21 protein-coding genes, 1 tRNA gene and 1 pseudogene are annotated in these 21582 nt (G+C 35.3%); 4 read left to right on the forward strand and 19 right to left on the reverse strand.

Features of this window, described 5'->3' with window-relative positions; genetic code table 11:
- Positions 1–151: 151 nt before the first annotated feature.
- From FC46_RS02120 to map, 7 genes are all read right to left on the reverse strand, one after another.
- Complete coding sequence (locus tag FC46_RS02120) at positions 152–802, reverse strand: hypothetical protein (RefSeq protein WP_057797397.1); 651 nt, start codon at positions 800–802, stop codon at positions 152–154.
- A gap of 826 nt (positions 803–1628) precedes the next feature.
- Positions 1629–2792, reverse strand: a complete 1164-nt coding sequence (locus tag FC46_RS02130; RefSeq protein ID WP_057797399.1) for a hydroxymethylglutaryl-CoA synthase — start codon at positions 2790–2792, stop codon at positions 1629–1631.
- Positions 2792–4003, reverse strand: coding sequence for a hydroxymethylglutaryl-CoA reductase, degradative (locus FC46_RS02135; RefSeq protein WP_057797400.1), 1212 nt, complete (start codon positions 4001–4003; stop codon positions 2792–2794). The genes FC46_RS02130 and FC46_RS02135 overlap by 1 nt, the downstream gene beginning before the upstream one ends.
- Complete coding sequence (locus FC46_RS02140) at positions 4000–5163, reverse strand: thiolase family protein (RefSeq protein ID WP_057797401.1); 1164 nt, start codon at positions 5161–5163, stop codon at positions 4000–4002. The genes FC46_RS02135 and FC46_RS02140 overlap by 4 nt, the downstream gene beginning before the upstream one ends.
- A 103-nt stretch (positions 5164–5266) precedes the next feature.
- Complete coding sequence (gene galU, locus FC46_RS02145) at positions 5267–6163, reverse strand: UTP--glucose-1-phosphate uridylyltransferase GalU (RefSeq protein WP_057797402.1); 897 nt, start codon at positions 6161–6163, stop codon at positions 5267–5269.
- A gap of 32 nt (positions 6164–6195) precedes the next feature.
- Positions 6196–7131 carry a YihY/virulence factor BrkB family protein gene (locus tag FC46_RS02150; protein WP_057797403.1) on the reverse strand — a complete coding sequence of 312 codons (936 nt, stop codon included), beginning with the start codon at positions 7129–7131 and terminating at the stop codon, positions 6196–6198.
- Between the two features lie 15 nt (positions 7132–7146).
- Positions 7147–7974 (reverse strand): type I methionyl aminopeptidase, encoded by an 828-nt coding sequence (gene map / locus FC46_RS02155; RefSeq protein ID WP_057797404.1) that lies wholly within the window; start codon positions 7972–7974, stop codon positions 7147–7149.
- 144 nt (positions 7975–8118) lie between these two features.
- On the opposite strand from map, the gene FC46_RS02160 reads away from it, so the two are divergent.
- On the forward strand, positions 8119–8562 hold the full coding sequence (locus tag FC46_RS02160) for a flavodoxin (protein ID WP_057797405.1): 444 nt from the start codon (positions 8119–8121) through the stop codon (positions 8560–8562).
- Positions 8546–9064 (forward strand): annotated as a pseudogene (locus FC46_RS10010) (GtrA family protein); the annotation flags it as partial. The gene FC46_RS02160 and the pseudogene FC46_RS10010, both read left to right, overlap by 17 nt.
- A gap of 60 nt (positions 9065–9124) precedes the next feature.
- On the opposite strand, the gene wecB reads toward FC46_RS10010, so the two are convergent.
- Entirely contained in the window at positions 9125–10267 is a 1143-nt protein-coding gene (wecB, locus tag FC46_RS02165) for a non-hydrolyzing UDP-N-acetylglucosamine 2-epimerase (RefSeq protein ID WP_057797406.1), read from the reverse strand.
- Positions 10268–10377: 110 nt separating this feature from the next.
- Here wecB and FC46_RS10235 point away from each other — a divergent pair, with 110 nt between their 5' ends.
- A complete protein-coding gene (locus FC46_RS10235) occupies positions 10378–10554 on the forward strand; it encodes a hypothetical protein (protein ID WP_057797407.1) in 177 nt (58 codons plus the stop codon).
- A gap of 42 nt (positions 10555–10596) precedes the next feature.
- On the opposite strand, the gene FC46_RS02175 is transcribed toward FC46_RS10235, so the two are convergent.
- The 5 genes from FC46_RS02175 to FC46_RS02195 all read right to left on the reverse strand — a co-directional run bounded on the left by FC46_RS02175 (position 10597) and on the right by FC46_RS02195 (position 15441).
- Complete coding sequence (locus tag FC46_RS02175; RefSeq protein ID WP_057797408.1) at positions 10597–11967, reverse strand: APC family permease; 1371 nt, start codon at positions 11965–11967, stop codon at positions 10597–10599.
- An 88-nt stretch (positions 11968–12055) separates the two neighbouring features.
- Positions 12056–12129: transfer RNA gene (locus FC46_RS02180), tRNA-Arg, on the reverse strand.
- A 56-nt stretch (positions 12130–12185) separates the two neighbouring features.
- The gene (locus FC46_RS02185) at positions 12186–13514 is read right to left on the reverse strand and encodes a PTS sugar transporter subunit IIC (protein WP_057797409.1); all 1329 of its coding nucleotides are present in this window, start codon (positions 13512–13514) and stop codon (positions 12186–12188) included.
- Positions 13511–14734: a DEAD/DEAH box helicase gene (locus tag FC46_RS02190; protein WP_057797410.1), complete on the reverse strand. Its 1224-nt coding sequence runs from the start codon at positions 14732–14734 to the stop codon at positions 13511–13513. The genes FC46_RS02185 and FC46_RS02190 overlap by 4 nt, the downstream gene beginning before the upstream one ends.
- A complete protein-coding gene (locus tag FC46_RS02195; RefSeq protein WP_057797411.1) occupies positions 14734–15441 on the reverse strand; it encodes a GH25 family lysozyme in 708 nt (235 codons plus the stop codon). Before FC46_RS02195 ends, FC46_RS02190 begins: the two co-directional genes overlap by 1 nt.
- A 105-nt stretch (positions 15442–15546) precedes the next feature.
- Here FC46_RS02195 and FC46_RS02200 point away from each other — a divergent pair, with 105 nt between their 5' ends.
- The gene (locus FC46_RS02200) at positions 15547–16845 is read left to right on the forward strand and encodes an APC family permease (protein ID WP_057797412.1); all 1299 of its coding nucleotides are present in this window, start codon (positions 15547–15549) and stop codon (positions 16843–16845) included.
- A gap of 53 nt (positions 16846–16898) precedes the next feature.
- Here FC46_RS02200 and hpt read toward each other — a convergent pair whose 3' ends face one another.
- From hpt to FC46_RS02230, 6 genes are all read right to left on the reverse strand, one after another.
- On the reverse strand, positions 16899–17468 hold the full coding sequence (hpt, locus tag FC46_RS02205; RefSeq protein ID WP_057797413.1) for a hypoxanthine phosphoribosyltransferase: 570 nt from the start codon (positions 17466–17468) through the stop codon (positions 16899–16901).
- A 99-nt stretch (positions 17469–17567) separates the two neighbouring features.
- Positions 17568–18926 (reverse strand): hemolysin family protein, encoded by a 1359-nt coding sequence (locus tag FC46_RS02210; protein WP_057797414.1) that lies wholly within the window; start codon positions 18924–18926, stop codon positions 17568–17570.
- 65 nt (positions 18927–18991) lie between these two features.
- Complete coding sequence (locus FC46_RS02215) at positions 18992–19648, reverse strand: nitroreductase (RefSeq protein WP_057797415.1); 657 nt, start codon at positions 19646–19648, stop codon at positions 18992–18994.
- Between the two features lie 70 nt (positions 19649–19718).
- The gene (locus tag FC46_RS02220; protein WP_057797510.1) at positions 19719–19994 is read right to left on the reverse strand and encodes a hypothetical protein; all 276 of its coding nucleotides are present in this window, start codon (positions 19992–19994) and stop codon (positions 19719–19721) included.
- Between the two features lie 109 nt (positions 19995–20103).
- Positions 20104–20550 carry a response regulator gene (locus tag FC46_RS02225; protein ID WP_057797416.1) on the reverse strand — a complete coding sequence of 149 codons (447 nt, stop codon included), beginning with the start codon at positions 20548–20550 and terminating at the stop codon, positions 20104–20106.
- A 160-nt stretch (positions 20551–20710) separates the two neighbouring features.
- Positions 20711–21559 (reverse strand): patatin-like phospholipase family protein, encoded by an 849-nt coding sequence (locus FC46_RS02230; RefSeq protein WP_057797417.1) that lies wholly within the window; start codon positions 21557–21559, stop codon positions 20711–20713.
- Between the last annotated feature and the right edge of the window lie 23 nt (positions 21560–21582).

Consider the following 21582-nt stretch of genomic DNA (forward strand, 5'->3'; position numbering starts at 1 on the left):
GTTATTATCTGTTCTAATTAAATATTCTAACATAGACGAGTAATTCTTCTGATTATTTGGAATAAGATAGAAAAAGAAATGGAGCAGTTATATTTAAATCGTCAATTTTCATTTTTAACTTTCTAATCGTTCTAATTTCCATATTTTTCAATTAAATTCTCCAATGACGACTTACCCACTGATTAAGTTCATTATCAGATAAAGCATATTTACATTTTCTAAAAAACTTTTCTGCATCTTCGCGATTATATCCTAATTCTTTTAAGTTTTTAATTTGATCAATAATTAGCCGTAATTGCATAATAATGATTTCTAACTTTTCAAAGCCATGAAATGATGTATCACTATGATATTCACCTTTGAAACCACGACCATACCAGGTTACTCCACCTTCAGAATCAGGTACTGCCAGGTAAAGATAATCTTGCCTCTGACAATATTTTTCAATCGATTCTTCAAAAATAGAAATTGCATCTTCTTTACCATCGCGATGAAAGGCTACCGTATAATCAAATAATCCAGTTGTAATTTCATCTTTTTCTTTTGGAGTTAAAGCTTGAAAGTCTGGATTAGTTCTATAGTTAATGCCATATTTTTTAACGACATTAGGTGTTGATGTATGATCACCTAACGAAAGTAATTCTCCCAGCGAAATCAATCTTCTTACTTTTTCTATGTCATCAGAATATGAAGCCCATAAAATTGCTCCATTATAATCAAAAGCACCATTCATATAGCATTCGATAAACTTGACTATCTTTGTTTCGGGATCTAATAATCCAATAACTGAATTAACGGCCATCGTCATCACCTTTCCATTTTAATCATATGTTCGATTAATAATATTATACATTAATATATCTTATTTGAACATATTTTCGATAAATTATATTTAAAAACAAAAAACGACTACCACACTTGGGCAGTCGTTTTTTTGTTGGTGGACGAGGCAACTCATCAATTGATAGTCACGATTTATGTTTTCTTAGTTGATAAAACATTGGCTGGTCGCGACCAAATTAACACATTCATTTGTTCGGGTCTTTACGTTAATACGTAATAAAGTTATCATTTGGAATCATCGCGGTCAGTCTTTATAATAATACTCTGATGACTGACAACTCTTTTATAGAAAGAGAATCTTTGTTTCCAACAATAATACAATTCTTTCTGGAGATAAAAACTTACTTATTTTGTTAAAATTAATTTCTACCTCTTCCACGTTTCTATCATATCATAATTGTAAACGCTTGCAAACTAATTAAATTGTTTTTGCTTTATTTTTTAACGACAAATGACTTTCAATAATTTTTTACAACTAATCGATAATATTAATCAGGATTTTCAAATTTTTTGTCAAATTCAAGATAAAAATTTACCAATCAGTAAAATCACCGTCTCAGCTAATGATTTTTTGGCCATCCCAGGGCAAAAAGCTATAACTAAACGTAAAATAATTAGATTATTTAATAAAATGCACAATCGCGGCCTCAGCTTATTTATTTTTTTCCAAGATAAAAAAATGCCAGTTTATGGCATTCAAATTTCTTTAGAAAAAAGTCAAATTATTCTTATGTAACTTTAGACAATATGTACATTTTGAAAAAATAAGTAATAGCAAAGCATCCTTATTTTTGCTTATATTGTCGAACCTCGTTTTTAGTCCCAGCAAAATACCATCTACCTGGCTTTTCGTCACTGATTAATTCTTGACCATCTTCTGGTACTTCCATCGCCTTATTAAAAATCTTTTCATATTCTGAAACTGATAATTTCTGTCTCTCTGAGAGCATCAAACGGTCAGCTTCTGGATCAAGTTGCTCTTCATAACCATCAACAATATTACCAGAGTAAAACTCAGCCATTGCGCCTGAACCATACGAAAACAACCCTAACAATGAATTTGGTGCTAAATCCGTATTTTCAAGTAAACTTAACAAGCTCATGTATAAAGACGCAGTATAAATATTACCTACTTGCATGCTCATTTGCTTAGAAGCTTCAAAGTTAGTTAATAAACGCTCACTTGTTTCTTCATCTTGACCTTCAACTGCTAAACGATTAGCCTTAAGTCCCAGCTTAGTGTATGGTAAGTGGCAAATAATTGCACTAAAGTCTTGCGTCTTCCACCCCTTTAGTTCCTTATATGCACCAAAAGTCTTACTAAAGAAGTCTAAATAGACTTGAGTTGAATACTTTCCTTCTACTAAGGCAGTTGTGTGATTGTTAGGACGCCAGAAGTCATTAATATCCTCACTATACGCACTATGGCCGTCATTCAGAGATAAAATAGAAGGATCACTCTTAATAAGCAAACTGATACTTCCGGCACCTTGAGTAACTTCACCCGGGGTATTGACACCGTATCGAGCAATATCACTACCAATCACAATTGCACTTTGATCCGGATGAACTCTCACAAAATCACGTGCCATCATCAGACCGGCAGTTAACCCAAAACAGGCTTCCTTAACTTCAAAAGTACGAACTTCTGGCTTTAAATGCAAAGCTGATTTAACAAATAAAGAGGCTGATTTTGATTGATCAACACTACTTTCGGTACCAAAAATCATTAAGCCAACTTTGTCTTGATCAATTTTATTCCAATATCTTAAAGTTGCATTAATCCCCATTGAAACTGCGTCTTGAGTTTGATCTGCCACACTCATTTTCTTTTGACCAATTCCAATCAAAAATTTATTAGGGTCAACATTGCGAGCTTCAGCTAAATCTACCATATCAACGTATTTATTTGGTGTATAAAAACCAATCTGATCAATACCAACTTGCATTATTTCTCTTCACTCAACTTTCTTAAAATTTTATTTGCTTCTTCAATAGTATAGTTTTTTTCGGCAATCATTCTCATTAAAACTCTTTGCTTTTCTTCATCACTTGCGTCCAAATTAGCCACAATATTTCTAGCTTGCAATTTCATATGACCAGCCTGAATACCAGTTGTTGAAATTGCTAAAATTGCCGCTAAGTTATTAGCTAACCCAACACTTGCAATAATCTCTGCTAAAGTATGAGCTTTAATATTCCCACCTAAAATTCGATAGGCTTGTTGAACATCGCGACGAGCATTAATTGAACCACCAACTGTTCCAATTGCCAAAGGTAGCGTTAACTCACCAACTAATTTACCTTCTTCTATACTCCAATTACTTAAGCTGCGATATTGGCCGCTTTGACTAGCTAGAACAGCACTAGCCGCTTCAACTGCACGATAATCATTTCCAGTCGCAATTAAAACAGCATCAACACCGTTCATAATCCCTTTATTGTTAGTAACTGCGCGGTAGACATCATCATGAGCAATTTGGCTTAACAAGCTAATACGCTTGGCGACATCTATCCCGCCAATACTGGCGACATCAATTACAGCCTTAGCCGTAGTTAATTGGCTAGGATAATTTGATAAAATCGCAAATAATTTTTCACGAATTCCTGGAAAAGTTGACAACTGATTGCCTAAATATTCCAAAATTGAATTAGTCTTATTGGCACCCATCGCTTCCGCAGGATCCACCAAAACTTTTAAATAAAGTAGCTCTTTTTTTAAATGGGCGCTTATCTTCTTAAGTCCGCCACCATGCTTGACCAAACTAGCGAATTCGTTATTCGTCTCATCAATTACTTTTGGAAAACTTGCTTTAAGTTTGTCTAATTCAAAATTAGATTCAATCCTGAAAACAACTTGACCAAAAATACCATTGCGTTTGCTTTCAGCAGTCACTCCATGATTCATAGCAAAGATTTGAGCGCCATGATTTGCAGCAGCCACTACAGATGGTTCTTCAGTAACAAGTGGCACCGTATATTTTTTGCCATTAACCACTAAATTTTGTACGATTCCAAGAGGTAGGCGCATTTGTCCTACCACATTTTCACTTAATTTATCTAGCTGCTTTAAGACTGATTGATCAATTTCATCCAATCGAATTCCCTCCTCAGCTAATAAATTGCGCCTTTCTTCAGGACTTAATTGATAAAATTTCATTTCATTAACTCGATTTCATAAGCAACGGCTTGACCACCACCAATACATAAAGTTGCGATCGCCTTTTCACCTTGCTTTTTCTTTAAAGCGGATATTGCAGATGTAATTAATCTGGTTCCTGTTGCTCCAAGTGGATGGCCTAAAGCGATTGCACCGCCCAAAACATTTAATTTTTCATTTGGAATATGTAAATCTCTTTGAAGTGCAATTGATTGAGCAGCAAAAGCCTCATTAATTTCAAAAATATCATAATCATCAACTGTCTTTTTGGACTTATCGAGCAACTTTCTAACAGCATAATACGGTGTATATCCCATCAAGCTTGGATCAAAGCCAGCTTCCGCAAATTGACCTAATTTAGCAATCGGCTTTAACCCCAACTTATCAACTTTTTCTTCAGTTGCTAAAATAAGCATGCTTGCGCCGTCTGTTAGCGGAGACGCATTACCCGCTGTTATTTGACCATCTTCTTTAAAAACAGGTTTCAAGTCTGCTAATTTTTCTAAATTAGAGTCGCCGCGGACAGGCTCATCGTGCTCTAATGTTTTACCATTAAGAGTAACTGACAGAATTTCATCACTAAAATCATCGTTAGCGATCGCCTTAGCTGCTTTTTGGTGAGATTTCAAACTAAATTTATCCATCTCACTTCTAGACACATGATACTTCTCTGCAACGTTTTCAGCGGTAATTCCCATATGATCTCCTGAAAAAGCGTCTAACAAACCATCAGAAAATAAAGCATTCTTCATGTGACCAACTGGATTATCCTTATATTTTTTATCAACCAAATAAGGAGTATTAGTCATACTTTCACTGCCGCCAACTGCCACTAAATCAAGGTCGCCCATTTGCATTTGCCCTTGAGCTAATCTAACAGCCTTTAAGCTTGAGCCGCAAACGTCATTAATTGTCGTTGCTACAGTTGTTTCTGGTAAACCGGATTTTAAAGCAACTTGTCTTGCCATATTTTCACCAAGACCAGCAGAAATAACATTCCCCATTAAAACAGCTTCAACTTCAGCTGGATCTAAATTAATGCTTTCAAGCACGCCTTTAAGTGCAATTACACCTAAATCTACTGCTGTTTGATCTTTGAAAAATCCTTTGTAACGACCAAAAGGCGTTCTCTTAGCCGCAACAACATAGATATTTTTCATTATATATTTTCTCTCCCTCAATCTATTTATACTAAATATTATATAGGACATTATGAAAAAGCTCAGGAATAAACCTGAGCTTTTCTATTTCTTATTCAAAATTTTAATTTTGTTTGCTATTTTTCTCTAATTCGCGTCCCAACTTAATGATGTAGTTACGCAATTCATCTTTAGTTTCTGGGTGAGTCAAGCCATATTCAATTGAAGTTTCAAGATAGCCTTCCTTGTTACCAACATCATGACGCTCTCCTTTAAAGACGTGAGCAAAAACTCTTTGAGTCTTGTTCATAGTGTCGATTGCATCAGTCAATTGGATTTCACCGCCGCGCCCTGGCTTTTGATGAGCTAAAATTTCAAAAATTTCTGGTGTTAATAAATAACGACCAATAATTGCATAGTCACTTGGAGCTTTATCAACAGCTGGCTTTTCAACAAATGACTTAACATTGATCAAGCCTGGTTCAATTTCGTCAGCTGGCTCAATGACACCATATTTGGAAACTTCTTCATGAGGTACTGGCATAACAGCAATTGTTGAAGCGTGGGTCTTGTCATAGCGGTTAATCAATTGCTTGGTTAATGGCACCTTGTCGGTCATTAAATCATCCCCAAGCATAACTGCAAATGGTTCATCTCCTACAAAACTACGCGCTCTCAAAATTGCATCCCCAAGACCAGCTGGATGAGGCTGACGAGTAAAGTATAAGTTAACTCCTAAATTAGTAATTGATTCAGTCAACTTCAACAATTCTTTTTTACCAGTTTTTTCCAAATCTTGTTCAAGTTCGGGATTTGCATCAAAATGGTCTTCGATTGAACGCTTATTCTTACCTGTAACAATTAAAATATCTTCAATCCCTGACTTTTTAGCTTCTTCAACAATAAACTGAATTGTTGGCTTATCAACAATTGGTAACATTTCCTTGGGCATCGCTTTAGTTGCTGGTAAGAATCTTGTTCCTAATCCGGCAGCGGGAATAACAGCTTTTCTAACTTTCATAATATAACCCCATATATCTATATACAAAAAAATTACACTTTATTTTGCTTGCTTTCACGTCTCTTCTGCTGGATGTATGAAGCAAGTCGACCACTTGTATATTCAAGCTGACCATGTCTTAACTTCATAATCGCCGCATTAACGCTAGTCCCAAATAAAAGAAATAAGGAAGCAAGGTTTAACCACAGCATGAAGATAATAAATGTTCCGATAATACCATAGTTCTCCCAAGAAATTGGAAAATTACGTAAATAAAAACCAAAACCATACGACAAGGCAACCCAGCTGATAACTGTCGTTAAAACGCCAGGCCAAATCACTCTTTTTTTAACTTTTATATTCGGCAAGACATAATTAAGATACGCCACAGCCAAAAGCATCATAATAAGAACAACTGGATATCGATATGAGAAAATCTTCTTAATTTCTCCAACAGAAATTTTAAAGATTGGACTGATAATATCTAGAACTTGTTGTCCAAAAATCAGCGCTAAACTGACCCCTGTAAAGACGATAATCATTACGGCTGTCAAAAAAATTGTGAACATTCTCGTCCAAACAAAACTTAACAAAGAAAGTTTTAATTCAATTCCATGTACACCATACAAGCGGTTCATCCCAATCCTAATTGCATTAACTAAACTTGAAAAAGACCAAACTGCAAGAATAATACCAAAAGACATGTAACCTGCTGATTTGCTTTTTAAGAGTGAATTAACAATCGGCATAATATACTGCGAAACTTGATCAGGAAAAATCCAATTAACATATTCCGCAATCGGTTCAGTCGGGATGTGAAATAATGGCAAAACATTTCCAACAATAATAATGATGGGAAAGATTGAAAATAAAAGATAATAGGCGATTACAATCGCACTTTGTAAAATCTCTCCTTCTGCATTTATCTGAGAAATAGTCAAATAAAACTGCTTTATCTGCCGCATGATACGACTTGGTAAAGACTGCATTAATTCATCCTTTAACTAATCTTCCATTTCATCAAAATGAGGAAGGTACTTTTCATAACCATCATATGGCTTTTGTAATGTTAAAATCTTTGGACCATCCTTAGTAATGGCAAATGTGTGTTCAAATTGTGCAGAATTTGAGCCGTCTGGAGTAGCATAATAAACCCAATCATCGTTTGGATCATCAACAACTCTTTGGTCAATATGCCAATCTCCACCTGCTTCAACCATTGGTTCCACAGTAATCGTCATCCCTTCACGCAGACGAAGACCGTGTCCTGCTTTACCCCAGTGTGGTACTTCTGGATCTTCGTGAATTGATGGTTGAATACCATGACCAACCAATTCACGAACGTCACCAAAATGATTTTCATCTTCAACATAATGTTGAATAACGGCACCAATATCACCAATTCTGTTACCTAAAACTGCCTGGTCAATTCCCAAGTACATTGCATTTCTAGTAACTTCGATTAACTTCTTATCAGCGTCAGAAATCTTACCTACTGGATAAGTAGTGCAAGAATCAGTTTCATAACCGTTTAAATTGCAAGTGACATCAACCTTTACAAGGTCACCTTCATTTAAAATACGGTCTTTTCTTGGAGTTTGGTGGGCAATTTCATCATTAACAGAAATACATGTGCCGTACTTGTAACCTTCAAATCCTTGCTCTGATAAACGACCTCCACGATCTTTAACAAACTTTTGACAGAATTCTTCAATATCCCAAGTAGAAATACCAGGCTTAATAACATCGCGTAAAGCTTCAAACATAGATGCTAATAAACGTCCAGATTTTTGCATACCCTGCAATTCTCTAATAGATTTAATTGTAATCAATATTAATTTTCTCCTTATAAAAATACTTACTATCATTATATCCTTTTTATCGCCTTTTTTAAAAGTTTGCTAAAGCATTACGCGATTTTCTAGTTTTTAGGTATAATAAGATATATTTGAGAATGTGGAAGGAGCAAAACACTCATGAAAGCAAAGATTGTTTATGCTAGTATGACCGGTAACGATGAAGATATGGCGGATATGCTTGAAGAAGATTTGCAAGATTACGGCTTCGACGTTGATTCAAGTGATGTTAGTTTCACTGATGCAACTGACTATGAAGATGCCGACCTATGTATTTTTATTACCTACACTTACGGTGAAGGTAAGATGACTGATGAACTTGTTGATTTTTATGAGCAACTTAAAGAATTAGACCTTAGCGGTAAATATTTTGCTGTAATGGGTAGTGGTGACAGAACCTATGGCGAACATTTTTGTGAAAATGTTTTTGATTATCAAAAAGCGTTTATCGCTTGTGGAGCCAAAGAAATCACTGCTCCTGTCACAATCGAAAATGCACCTGATGAAGACGACATCGATGCAATAGATAATGCAGCTAAGGAAATGAATGAGAAACTTGGATAAGAATAAACAAGTCGTTATCTCTGATGAAAAAAATATTCGTCAGTTAGGGCAAAAATTAGTAAAGCGTCATCGCAATTTATGGGTCTACATGATCTTTGGCTTTTTAGCAGCTTTAATTAACACTGTTGTGTTCATGATTCTTCATCAGTGGTGGCACAGTGCTGTAGTGATTTCTAACACTGTCGCATTTATAATTTCTAACTTAGCCTCTTTCTATTTTAATCAAAAAGCTGTTTTTATTAACAACGTTGACCATGACCACTCAACTTGGCATAAGTTGATCGTTTTCTTCACTTATAGGATTATCAGCTTGATCCCTGACACATTAATTATGTTAGTTGGTTTATCATGGTTGCATTTAAATGCCTTGTTAGTGAAAATCATTGATCAAATTTTAGTTGGTATTTTCAACTATCTAACTACTCGTTCAGTTTTCCAAAAACAGGAACACACAATGATTGAGCGAGCAAAAATGCGAATTCAAGAACAAAAAGAAAAACAAAAACATGAATTAAATAAAGAAAGAAAAGGAGACGTTCTACTTCAGAATTCTCCTTTTACTTTACTCAAAATCTTTTGGCTTATCTTGATTTTCTTTATCAAAGTAATAACTGATTGCATCCATAATGCGGTCGCTAGCATGACCGTCACCATACGGATTCTTGGCATTAGCCATTTCATCATATGCTTCTTTATTCTCAAGTAGTTCAAGCATTGCTTCGCGAACCTTGTCTACTTCTGTACCAACAAGCTTAAGAGTTCCAGCTTTAACACCTTCTGGACGCTCAGTTGTGTCGCGAAGAACTAAAACCGGCTTACCAAGACTTGGTGCTTCTTCTTGAACACCACCTGAATCGGTCATAATGAAATATGAACGCTTAGCTAAGTTATGGAAGTCTACTACATCAAGCGGATCAATCAAGTGAATGCGAGGATCTCCTCCCAGCACTTCTTTAGCCACTTGTTGAACACGTGGTGACAAGTGAACTGGATAGATAATTTCAACATCGTCATGGCTATCAACAACTTGCTTCATTACCTTGAAGACGCGGCGCATTGGTTCACCCTGATTTTCACGGCGGTGCATAGTAACTAAGATCACCTTGTTACCATCTTGAATTTCATCCATTACAGCGTGGTGATAATCTTTTTGCACAGTTTCATGAAGTGCATCAATAGCAGTATTACCAGTGACAAAAATATTATCAGCTGGGTGATTTTCTTTTAATAAGTTAGCCTTAGACAATTCAGTTGGAGCAAAGTAAAGATCTGCCAAATCATCAGTCATTTGACGGTTCATTTCTTCTGGGAATGGTGAATACTTATTCCAAGTTCTAAGACCTGCTTCAACGTGACCTACTGTAGTTTGTTTATAAAATGAAGCTAAGGCTGCCGCAAAACTAGTAGTCGTATCGCCGTGAACTAAAACGATGTCAGGCTTTTCTTCTTTAACAACCTTAGCTAAATCGATCATAACTTTTGAAGTAATTTCTTCCAAAGTTTGATTCTTGTGCATGATATTGAAATCATAGTCAGGCTTAATCTTGAAGATCTCCAGCACTTGATCCAGCATTTCGCGGTGCTGAGCAGTAACAACAGTTACTTCTTCAAAGCGGTCGTCTTTTTCCAATTTCAAAACCAAAGGGGCCATTTTAATTGCTTCTGGACGAGTGCCAAAAACAGTCATTACTTTTATTTTTTGCATAAATTTCCTCCGTTTATTTAATCTAAATATACCTATTTTTTCTTTTTTATTCAACTTAATCAGAACAATGTGCTTTAATAAATAATATATAAAAGAAAGTTGGTTAATAAATGGCACTAATTTTAACTACAGCATTATTTATTGTTATTGGCTGCTTTTGTTTAGTTTTTGGTTTAGACAAAACTCGCCCAGCTAAAACTCGCAAATATCTACTCTACACTGCATTAATTTGCGTCTTTATTGTTTGGGGCCTTATTACAGCGGTCATGTTAAATCCATTAAGATAAAAAAACTAATGCTCATCAAATTTTCGAGCATTAGTTTTTTTATCAAAATTTTATTTTATTTTCGCGTAGCATTTGTAAGAACTTTTGGTGCTTTGCTTCCATTTCTTCCATTGCTTGATCACGATCAATGAAGAAATATAATACAGCTGCAAGAATTGCAACTACTACTCCACAAAATAAAGTTAAAGGCGTAAAGTTTGTAACCATGTAACAGGATACAATCAGTGCCAAAATTGGGATAGTATATTTCCCAGGTAAACTAAAGCCATGGTTTGGAAATTCATTACTATGTTTAAACTTAATAACTGCCAGAATAGATGGTACATATTGAATAAAGGATGCTAGTACTGTACATGCAACTAAGAACAAGTAGCTTTGTGTAGCAAATATTGCTGTTAAAATTGATGTCATGATAATACCAACCCATGGAGCATCATGTTTATTCTTTTTACCAATCCACGCTGGCAATAATTTATGTTCATTAGCCAATGAAGCAATTAATGAAGGTGCATTAAATGATGCTGAAAATGCTACACCAAAAATTGAAATCAACATTCCGGCAATAATAAAATCATAACCCCATTTACCTACTCCAGTTTGAAAAGCTGAAGCCAGTGGTGTTGAATATCCACCCAACTTTGAGCCAGATAAACCAACTGCAACAAACATCATTAAGCAATCTAAAATTGTTACTGTTACCATTACTGCAATTAATACTCGTGGAATATTTTTTTCTGGATTATTCATTTGTCTTGCCGCAATCGGAATGAATGAAAAACCAGTGAATAAATAAAATACTGGGGTAAAAGCAGCGCCAAAGTGCTGCAAAAATGGTCCTGCCCCTTTTAATGCAGCTTTAGGAATAATTGGATTAAAGTTAGTCATATGGATAAAAAATGCACCAACTACAATAAAAACTATTAAAGTAATTATTTTGGCAGCTGCTGAAATATTATTAACTAGTTTAACTAAAGAACGCCCAAAATAATTAATAATTCCAAATAAGATAATTATCCCTAATGCACAAAGGTAATACACTGCCCAATTTGACAAAATTGGCACAAAAGACTTCAAAGTAGTAAGTAACGCAACTATTTCTGCCCCTAATGTGCAACAACCTAAAAACCAAGTAAATACACCTAATTCATAACCTGTGAAGCGACCAAAGGCATGATATGCATATAACCATGCAGCTCCTGAGCCTTTAAATCGGCTAGACAAATCCGCATAACACAAGGCAATCATTGATACGGTAATTGCAGTACATAACAAAACCAAGATTGCCATCAAATTCATCTTTTGATAAATAGTGGACGGGAGTAAAAACGTTCCTGAGCCAATAACTGCATTAATACCTAGAAAGTAGATCGATATAAAGGATAGCTTTTTAGGCTTTTTAACTGAATCATTCATAATTAAGCCTCGATTCTTCAAACCTAGAAACTCCACTTTCATTCTAGCAGTCTTTGAAGAAAAGATAACCTAATAAGCGATAATATTATGACCCGGGTGAGATTCGAACTCACGACACACGGTTTAGGAAACCGATGCTCTATCCAGCTGAGCTACAGGGCCTTATTGAATTAACTTTATCATAAAAGAAAAGTTAATTCATTATTTATCAAAAATTTTTAAAAATTCTGGCTAAAAAAAGTACGTGGCGCATTAGTATCCGCGATCTTATCAGCCGCAAAAACAAATGGTGTCCAAATAGCTAAAGCAATTAACATATTAATGATGCACAAAACAATTGCTCGCCAATCATAATTGCAGGCCAGAAACGGTCCAACAATCGGTGGCATTACCGAAGGAACAGCTACTTGAACTGGATTAACTAATCCCATCACTGTGACCCAATATGAAAATGCCACATTGACAATAGGTGCCACAACAAACGGAATAAAATAAACAGGATTTAAGATTAATGGCAAGCCATAAACAACCGGTTCATTAATATTGAAAATGCCAGGTGCTAACGCCACTTTAGCAATCGTACGATAATCAGCTCTTTTTGAAAACAATAAAATTGCAATAATCAAAATTAAGGTTCCGCCAGTTCCACCAAACCAGGCAAATGCATCAAATGATCCTCTTCCCCAAATATACTTAGGAACATTGCCATTTCTAGCAGCAGTAATATTCAAATTCTGAGCCGTCCCCCAGATTGAGTCGAGAATTGGCGCTAAAACTGCTAGACCACTTAACCCAAAGAAGCCAAAAACCTGGACAAGTAAAGTAACTAATAATACCATACCGAAACCTTGGCCCATTTTCACTAGTGGCATTTGAATTGAATTTAATAACCAATTACCGAAATAAGTGCCCGTGATTAATTGAAAAGCATAATTAATTGCTCCAATACTAAATAATGAAATAATACATGGCAAAAGTGCATCAAAAGCAGCTTGTTCAGCGTGTGGCATTTGAGCGTTAATCGTAAATTTTATTCTTGCCTTATAACAAATCACAAAAATTGCAAAACCAATCGAACCAAATAAAATTGCACTAAAAATTCCAGTTGTTGAAAATTGCGATATATCAAAGGTATCTTTCAACGTAATATTTTTATTAGCGACTTTAACCTTAGCATAATTGGCAATGCTCATCATAAAACTGCCTAAAGCAACAATCGCTCCTGCTAACCGATTAGCTTCAAAAGTCTTAGACAATTGATAGCCTATAGAAACCGCTAAAAACAATGCAAATAGTGAAAAGCTGCCTCGCCACACAATATTACTAATGCTGACTAAAGGCGATAAGGCTACAGCAAAAGTGTGCCAACCCCAATGCTCATCAACTGCATTAATCAAGCTTTTAATTAAAACCGCAAGCGAGCCAGTAATAGTAATTGGCATAACTGAGATAAAAGCATTTCTCAAGGCTACTAACCAGCGAATTTGAGCGACACGATTAGCAATAGGTAAAATATAATCTTCAAGCCAAGAAACTAATCGACTCATTTCTTCACCTTCAAGTAATGTGGGTGATAACCCTTATTCTTATTCTTTCTCTTCTTACGCTTAACCTTCTTTTTAGCAGAAACTTCCTGCTCTTTTTTAACTTTTTCTTTCTTAGGTTTAGGTTGTTTTTCACTTAAGTGGTAACCAGCAAAGTATACTCGTTTTACTTCTAGTTCATCTTCAAGCAACTTTTTTAAATCACGAAAATCATGGTCATCCCCAAGTGTAACAACATATCCTTCTTTGTTCATCCGTCCAGTTCTTCCGGCGCGGTGAAGATACGTGTTAACTTCGCTAGGGATATCGTAATTAATTACATAAGTTAACCCTGGAATGTCTAAACCTCTTGCGGCTAAATCAGTTGCTAAAAGCAATTTAGTCTTACCATTTGCTAAATTGCGCAAAGATTCCTCACGACGTTTTTTACCAAATTCATTTGCTAACAAATCAAACTTAGTTTTAGTATGACCAAAAATTCCAGCAAAGCGCATCATAGTTTCATTAGAGTCAAAAAACAAGATTCCTTTGAAACCATCTAACTTCGTCATTTTTTGCAGAAAATCAATCTTGTGCGCATTGTCCACCATCAAGAAATAATGCTTAGTTGCTGAAGTTTGCTCATTTCGCACATCCATTAGCAAAAAGTGACGAGCAAACAATTCTTCTGCATCTCTAGTAATTTCAGAATCAGTTGCCCCAAACAATAAGATTTGTGAATCTGGACCCAAATTTTGTCCTAAAGAAGTCAAAAGCTCCATTTTGGTAAATTCCAAAATATCATCGGCCTCATCAATGATCAAGGTCTTGATTTGTCCAATCTTAATCCTCCCGCTTGAAAAGAAGTCGAAAAATCTACCTGGCGTTGCCACAATAACTTCCGGGTGTTTTTTCTTTAATTGAGCTTCTTGACGCTTGCGGTTCCCTGCACCGACTAAAGAAATTCCTTTTAAGCCCAATGCATGTAAATAAGGATTAATTGCATGGCGAATTTGTACAGCTAATTCCGTTGTTGGTGCAAAAATCACCACTGAATTTGCTGCCCCACTTTCAGCCTTTTCAAGGACAGGCAAAGCATAAGCTAATGTTTTACCAGTTCCTGTTTTTGCTAAAGCAACGACACTAGCGCCATTTTTGATAGCTTCGTAACTTTCTTTTTGAATTAATGTTGGTTTAGTTTTGTGTTCCCTTTCAAGAACTGCTTGAATTTTTTCTTGATACATTATTGTGTTAATTGTCCATATTTCTGTTTATATTGTGCGACCGTGCCATTATATGAAAACATTGTTACGTCGTCTTCTAAGCCACTCACATTCTTTACTCGTCCATCAGTAGTATAACGCCAAAAAGCGTATTTTACTTTATCAGGCTCATATTTCCCATCTGTAACGAACTTAGTTTTTACAGGAAAAAATTTATGATAGCGATAATTGAGTAAAACCGCAACACTCTTTCCCCTATTCATTAACATTTGCGTAAAATCAGCCATTGAATTCAGATACTTTCTTGATCTCGATTCAACTGCTGGCTCAATTAAGATCGGCAAGCTACCAGTATTTAACCCCACTTTTTTGATGAAGTATTCATAATGCTGACGCGCAGTCGATTCATTACTGTAAGCAACGATTGTGCCAAATGCTAAGTTTGTTCCTTGCACCTGATCGCGATAACTTAAATAATCATCATCAAAATATGATCTTCCTTGTGTGCTTCGCAAATAAATGAAGGACACATTATTAGCCTGCAGTTTATGTAAGTCGACATAATCAAATTTTTGTGTCAATTCAACTCCGATTGCTGAAGTATTTGAGTTGCTTGGCAGTGTAGTCTGCCTTTTGAAATTAAACCAGCCAACAATAAGCCCTGCTATTGCTAGAACTAATAACGTTAGAATCATTGGCAGCGTATATTTATGATGAAATCTTGTCACCTGACTAGCCCCCTAACTAATCATTTTACCGAATCTTTCAAACTATACCAAGCCAATAATATTCGTTATAATGAAAATAATTGAGGATTCTGAGGTAAATCTCTTATGAAAAGACAAATTTCTTTTACACAAGCATTGGCTACCGTTGTTGGTTCAGTGATCGGAGCCGGCGTTTTTTTCAAAATAGGAACAATTACTGCTCAAACCGGCAGTACTTCAATGACATTATTTGTTTGGGTTCTAGCAGGAATTATTTCAATTGCTTCTGGCTTAACTGTCTCAGAAATTGCAGCTAGTCTAAAAGTTAACGGTGCAATTAAATATCTTGATTATACCTATGGTAGCGTTTGGGGATTTTTGTTTGGCTGGGCACAAATGGTTATTTACTTTCCAGCACAAATCGGAGCTTTGAGTTCTATTTTTGGAGTCCAATTTGTATCTCTATTTAATATTCCTAGTCAATTTTCAAATCTTATTGCGATTTTATTAGTCTTATTTTTATTTGGAATCAACTTAATCGGGACTAAATTTTCTAGCAAAATGCAATCGGTGATTACGGTTTTAAAAATCATCCCAATTTTCCTAATTATTCTATGGGGATTTTTCAATCAAAATAAAATCTCAACTCCTATCCTTCCAGTAACTACGGGAGCTGGTATTTCTTTTGGTAATGGCTTAAGTCAAGGACTACTTTCCGCATTATTCGCATTTGAAGGTTGGATTGTCGTGACTAACTTAGCCAATGAAGTTAAGCATCCAGATAAGGACCTATCCGGAGCAATAATTGGTGGTCTTTCACTAATCACTGTTATCTATGTTTTAATTAACTATACTTTTTTGACTGTTTTACCATTAGATAAAATTGTAAATAACAATAACACCGCCTTTGAAGTATCAATTCAGCTATTCGGCCAATTAGGTGGAAAGTTAGTTACTATTGGTATTTTGATTTCCGTTTATGGAGCGGTCAATGCCTTCATGCTCACGGGAATGCGAACACCTTATATTCTTGCTCAAGATAATCTACTACCTTTTTCTAATAAAATCGGTAAGACTAACATCCACACGGGTGTGCCTATCGTTGGAGCAATAATTGTTAATACGATCGCAATTGTAATGATTATACTTGGTAATTTCACGGTTTTAACCGATATGCTCGTTTTCGTTATGTGGACTTTCAATACCATGTTATCAGTAGCTACACTGATATTAAGAAAGCGTGATCCTGAATTAATACGGCCTTTCAAAGTTCCTTGGTATCCAATCATCCCGCTAATTTCAATTCTCGGCGGAATCTTCATAGTTGTTAGCACGATCATTAATCAGTTTATCTTATCAATGATTGGAATTTTCCTAACTTTGCTCGGATTACCAATTTATTATTACAAGCGAAAAAACAACTAAAAAACTCAGGATCAATTTTCTTTTGAAAAAGATCCTGAGTTTTTAATTAAGTCCTATTTATTCACGTACTTTTGGATAACTTCTGATTTCAAAACACCAATGTATTGAAGATTACGATACATATTCAAGAAATCCAAACCGTATCCAACTACAAATTCGTCGCCAACTTTGGAGCCATAGTAATCAACTGTAACATCTTTACTTCTACGTGCTTCCTTATTAAGAAGTGCACAGCATTTAACACTATTTGCACCACGTTCATGAATCATATCCTTCATGTATTTCATGGTCAAACCAGTATCAACAATATCTTCAACAATTAACACATCGCGATCTTTGACATCTGCACTTAAGTCAGTAATAACTTTAATCTTTCCACTTGATTCAAAACCATCGCCATAACTAGAAACATCAATAAAATCAAGTTGGTGAGCTACATCCATTTGTCTAGTTAAGTCAGTTAAGAAATAAACTGCGCCCTTTAAAGCACCAACTACTATTGGCTTTTTGCAAGCATAATCTTTGGTCAATTCCTTACCAAGACGCACACACATATTATGAATATCTTCTTCAGTAAATAATTTATGATCAATAATGTCATTAATATTATCGCCGTCTGCCATTTTTACCTCCACCTTACTAAAACATTCCATTGTTAGTTGAAATTATATCATTTTTGCACAAAAAAAGCGCTTGTTTATAGCGCTCTTTTCTTAATCATTTTATTTTTCTTCACTAGATTGATCGTCTTTTTCTTCATCCTTCTTAATTGGAGTAACGATAAACCAACGCATGAAGCCTTGCTCGATGCTTTCAAGCTTGAATTCATAGCCTTCAAGTTCAACCGTTTGATCCTTCTTTAAATCAGGATAATGTTCCATCATGTAACCACCAATAGTAATAATATCGCTATCTTGGAAACTGACTAAATCTGCATGGAAGTAACGTTCAAAATCATAAAGAGTGGTCTTACCTGAAACATGGACTAAACCATCTTTACCCTTGATAATGTAATCATCAGAAACATCATCGATTTCATCCTTAACTGATCCGAATAATTCTTCATAAATATCCTTATCAGTTACGATACCACTTGTACCACCATATTCATCAACAACTAGAACAATTGGAGTGTGCTTTTTGATCATCAAATGCAAGATATCTTGAATTGGCATTGATTCGGGTACAGTAATAATTGTACGAATAATTCTAGTTACCGGAACATCAGCATCAAGTTGATTTTGTTGGACAATGTCATAGGCGTAAACGTAACCAACAACATCGTCTTTATCGTTATCACGTACAACCGGAAACCGGCTGTAGCCTTCATCCAAATACATCTTAAGCGCATGCTTAATTGTATCAGTTGAGTTAAGGACCGTTAATCTAGTACGGTCAGTCATAATGTCTTTTGCGACTTTGTCATTTAACTCGAATGCACGGGTCATATAAGTTAAATCGTCTTTATCTAAAGAACCACTATGAACTGCATTTTGTGATAATTTGATAATCTCAGATTGTGAATAAACCTGATTTTCTTCATCAGCTGGTTCAAAACCCAATAATCTTAATAATCCATTTGAACTGGAATTAAGCAGCCATACAAATGGATAAACTAATGTATGGAACCATTGAAGTGGTGTGATGATTAACATTAATACCTTAATTGGTTTATCAATCGCAATATTCTTAGGAACGATTTCTGTAACAACCACTTCCAAATAAGTTAACAGAATCAAACCTAAGATCGCACTCACTGATTTAACCAATGATGTATTCATCGGCGTTAAATTAAATAATTTTTGTAAAAGTGCAGCGATAGTATCAGCTGAGAACCAACCTAAAATTGCCCCTACTAATGTAGTACCAACCTGTGTTGTTGAAAGATATTCGTTCAGGTTTCGTACCATATGCAATCCACGTTTTAACTTCTTTTGATTGCCTTGTCTATTTGCAATCATATCTTCGAGCTGACTTGCACGAGTTTGAACCAAGGCAAATTCAGCGGCAACAAAGAAAGAAGCAAAAACGAAAATGATCAGTGTCGCAACTAAATTTTCAATTATTTCCGGATCACTCAAAGTTATGTCACCTTTTTAATAAAATTTTTTATCTAATAATAATATTTTACCATTATTGCTTAGGCTTATTTACTCAACTTAAAGATTTTTTCAAATGGAACGCGAGCTGGGAAGAACTTAGGATCATTGACTTGGGCACCACGGTCTGGATAGCCTAAGCCAATTGCCATTCCCACGCTTTCGTCTTCAGGAATACCAGCATATTTTCTTGCCAAATCTGGATAAGAAACAAGAGAGTGAGCTGGCATAACTGCTAAGCCATTGTTAATTGCTGAAAGCATTAAGCTTTGTGCAAAGATTCCCAAATCAAAAACAGACCAAGCTGGTGAAACCTTAGGTACAGTCAAGAAGACAATCGCTGGAGCATTAAACATCTCATAATTTGATTTATTGAATAGATCGATTTTATTTCTAAAGAAATAAGCTTGTGCTGCACCCATGTTAGCCATATTTTGACTTGGGAAAGTATCCCAATCAAGTGAAAGCATTGAAGCAAAATCTTCATTCGGTTCTACACCATCATCATTTCTTTTTTGAGATTCTTTTTTAAAGTTTTCCAGTGCATTATCAGTAATAGCATATGCACGCCATGGTTGTGAATTTAATAATGACGGTGAGTGTTGAGCGTCTTTAACAACTTTAATAATAAGCTTGTCACTAACTTTACGATTAGTGAATTTACGTGTTACGCGTTCTTTTTTATATACTTCTTCAAAATCCATTCTTATATCCCTTCTAAAAATAAACCAGGTATTCTTTACATTCTTCCTCTATTATATAAAAAAATGCTAACTAATTCTTATTAGATATATCTTTTTTATCGTTATTTTTTTCTTCGCGTTTCTTAATCACTTCACGCATTGCTAGATCATTTTTATGCGTGGTAATTATTGCGATGATCGTTAATTCCAGTCCACCAAGACAAAGTAAAACTAAACCGACCGGGAACAAGAACATAAAATTGGGGTTATTTTTAACCGTTGCAACGATGCACCAGCAGAGTATTCCGAGAACCATTAAGATAATCCCAATCATCACTTGTTTATTACTTGGACGATATTTTTTCATAAATTTAATTATCCTTTCTAATTGAATTTTCTTATTAACTTTAATAGTATCAATTTTTGAAGAAAAATAAAACAAGACCCATGGTGGATCTTGTCTTACCAGCAATTATCTATTCTTTATTTACTATTCTATCTTCATAAATCTGATTTACAGCTTTCATAGTCGAATTAAATAGATGCTTTTCAATCTCATCAATGTCGAACGACTTAAGTATATAATCACGAGCGTCTAATCTTCTCTGGTAAGTCTGAAAAGCTAAATTAGCATGAGAAAAGTAAATTAACTCGCCATTTTTATCTTGCTTTCTAATTATCTCACCCAAATCAATGCCATTATGATGCTCAAGCCCCTCACCTAAATCGGCTTCAAGGAAGTATACACCACGATTAGGTTTATGGTTGTGTAAATACTTCAAAGCTTCTTCATAATTAGCAGCATAGCTAATTTCAAAATCAATTCTTGGTCGCATACAGCTCAGTTCATATTCAACTTTTTCTAGAGCCGTCGTCAACAATACTTCATCGTCATTGTTACAAATAAGTATTGGAAATTTCATTGTATGATTACCTACTTTTCTATAAATTAATTAACAACTTCCATTAGTAAGGATACAATAAAAATCACTCTAAAAACCAAAATCGTCCTATTCTAATGATTTCGCGTCTTATTTGAAGCATTTTTCAAATAAGATGCAAAAACAGGGGATTTAGGACGGATTAAAATGACAAATATTCTACCAAATTTGGTAGAATCCGTTCTGCTTCTTTTCTACCAATTTCATAGACTCGTCTAATTTCGTCCTTATCTTTTTCTACAGTTCCAATTTCTAAAGCATAAGGCGGACGAATTACGAAACACTTACCTGCTTCTTCATCATGCTCTATTTTGCTCAAAACAGCATTATAATCCTCTGCTCTAGTCTTTAACTTTTCTACAACAGCTGGATACTTGCGCAATACCATTTTTTCAACAGGCAACAACTTACTCTTAGTCTTACGGTATTCTTTGGGTTGCGTGGTAATCACAACCTTCTTATCAAATCCCTGTTGCTTCAAAAAATCATATGGAATAGAGTCAGACACTCCGCCATCAAAATAATAGTGGCCTCTAATTGCAACAGGATGAGCAAAAAATGGAATGGAACTAGACGCTCTGATCCACTCTAAGTCGGTATAACCGGCATCACGCAATTCATGATAAACTGGCTTACCTGTCGCGCTATCAGTTGCTACACACCAAAAGCGCATAGGATTCTTTTTAAACGCTTCTTTGTCAAAGACATCTAATTGTTCAGGCAAAACGTGATAACAAAAATTAGCTGCGTATAAATTACCGGACCGACGCCATGACCTCCAACTTGCGTAGTAATCTTTGCCAGCGTATTTCAAATTATAGCGTAAAACTCTTCCGATTTGTTTTGACTTCATATTCACGCCAAAAGCTGCCCCAGCTGATACGCCTACCGCTCCATCAAAGGTAACGTTGTTTTCCATCAAGACATCGATTACGCCAGCTGTGAACATCCCTCGCATCGCGCCGCCCTCAAGAACTAACCCTTTTTTCATATTTTCTCCTCCAAACAAAAAGA

Origin of the sequence: Lactobacillus kalixensis DSM 16043 (genome assembly GCF_001434335.1) — a bacterium.
GTDB lineage: Bacteria > Bacillota > Bacilli > Lactobacillales > Lactobacillaceae > Lactobacillus > Lactobacillus kalixensis.

Coding starts and splice junctions, on each gene's coding strand:
- FC46_RS02215 (WP_057797415.1), bottom strand. CDS start 19,648: ATGGATTTTGAAGAAGTATATAAAAAAGAACGCGTAACACGTAAATTC.
- FC46_RS02185 (WP_057797409.1), bottom strand. CDS start 13,514: ATGAGTCGATTAGTTTCTTGGCTTGAAGATTATATTTTACCTATTGCT.
- wecB (WP_057797406.1), bottom strand. CDS start 10,267: ATGCAAAAAATAAAAGTAATGACTGTTTTTGGCACTCGTCCAGAAGCA.
- FC46_RS02175 (WP_057797408.1), bottom strand. CDS start 11,967: ATGAATGATTCAGTTAAAAAGCCTAAAAAGCTATCCTTTATATCGATC.
- galU (WP_057797402.1), bottom strand. CDS start 6,163: ATGAAAGTTAGAAAAGCTGTTATTCCCGCTGCCGGATTAGGAACAAGA.
- FC46_RS02230 (WP_057797417.1), bottom strand. CDS start 21,559: ATGAAAAAAGGGTTAGTTCTTGAGGGCGGCGCGATGCGAGGGATGTTC.
- FC46_RS02120 (WP_057797397.1), bottom strand. CDS start 802: ATGGCCGTTAATTCAGTTATTGGATTATTAGATCCCGAAACAAAGATA.
- FC46_RS02150 (WP_057797403.1), bottom strand. CDS start 7,131: ATGCAGTCTTTACCAAGTCGTATCATGCGGCAGATAAAGCAGTTTTAT.
- FC46_RS02220 (WP_057797510.1), bottom strand. CDS start 19,994: ATGAAAAAATATCGTCCAAGTAATAAACAAGTGATGATTGGGATTATC.
- FC46_RS02130 (WP_057797399.1), bottom strand. CDS start 2,792: ATGCAAGTTGGTATTGATCAGATTGGTTTTTATACACCAAATAAATAC.
- FC46_RS02160 (WP_057797405.1), top strand. CDS start 8,119: ATGAAAGCAAAGATTGTTTATGCTAGTATGACCGGTAACGATGAAGAT.
- FC46_RS02200 (WP_057797412.1), top strand. CDS start 15,547: ATGAAAAGACAAATTTCTTTTACACAAGCATTGGCTACCGTTGTTGGT.
- FC46_RS02140 (WP_057797401.1), bottom strand. CDS start 5,163: ATGAAAAATATCTATGTTGTTGCGGCTAAGAGAACGCCTTTTGGTCGT.
- FC46_RS10235 (WP_057797407.1), top strand. CDS start 10,378: ATGGCACTAATTTTAACTACAGCATTATTTATTGTTATTGGCTGCTTT.
- FC46_RS02135 (WP_057797400.1), bottom strand. CDS start 4,003: ATGAAATTTTATCAATTAAGTCCTGAAGAAAGGCGCAATTTATTAGCT.
- FC46_RS02225 (WP_057797416.1), bottom strand. CDS start 20,550: ATGAAATTTCCAATACTTATTTGTAACAATGACGATGAAGTATTGTTG.
- hpt (WP_057797413.1), bottom strand. CDS start 17,468: ATGGCAGACGGCGATAATATTAATGACATTATTGATCATAAATTATTT.
- FC46_RS02190 (WP_057797410.1), bottom strand. CDS start 14,734: ATGTATCAAGAAAAAATTCAAGCAGTTCTTGAAAGGGAACACAAAACT.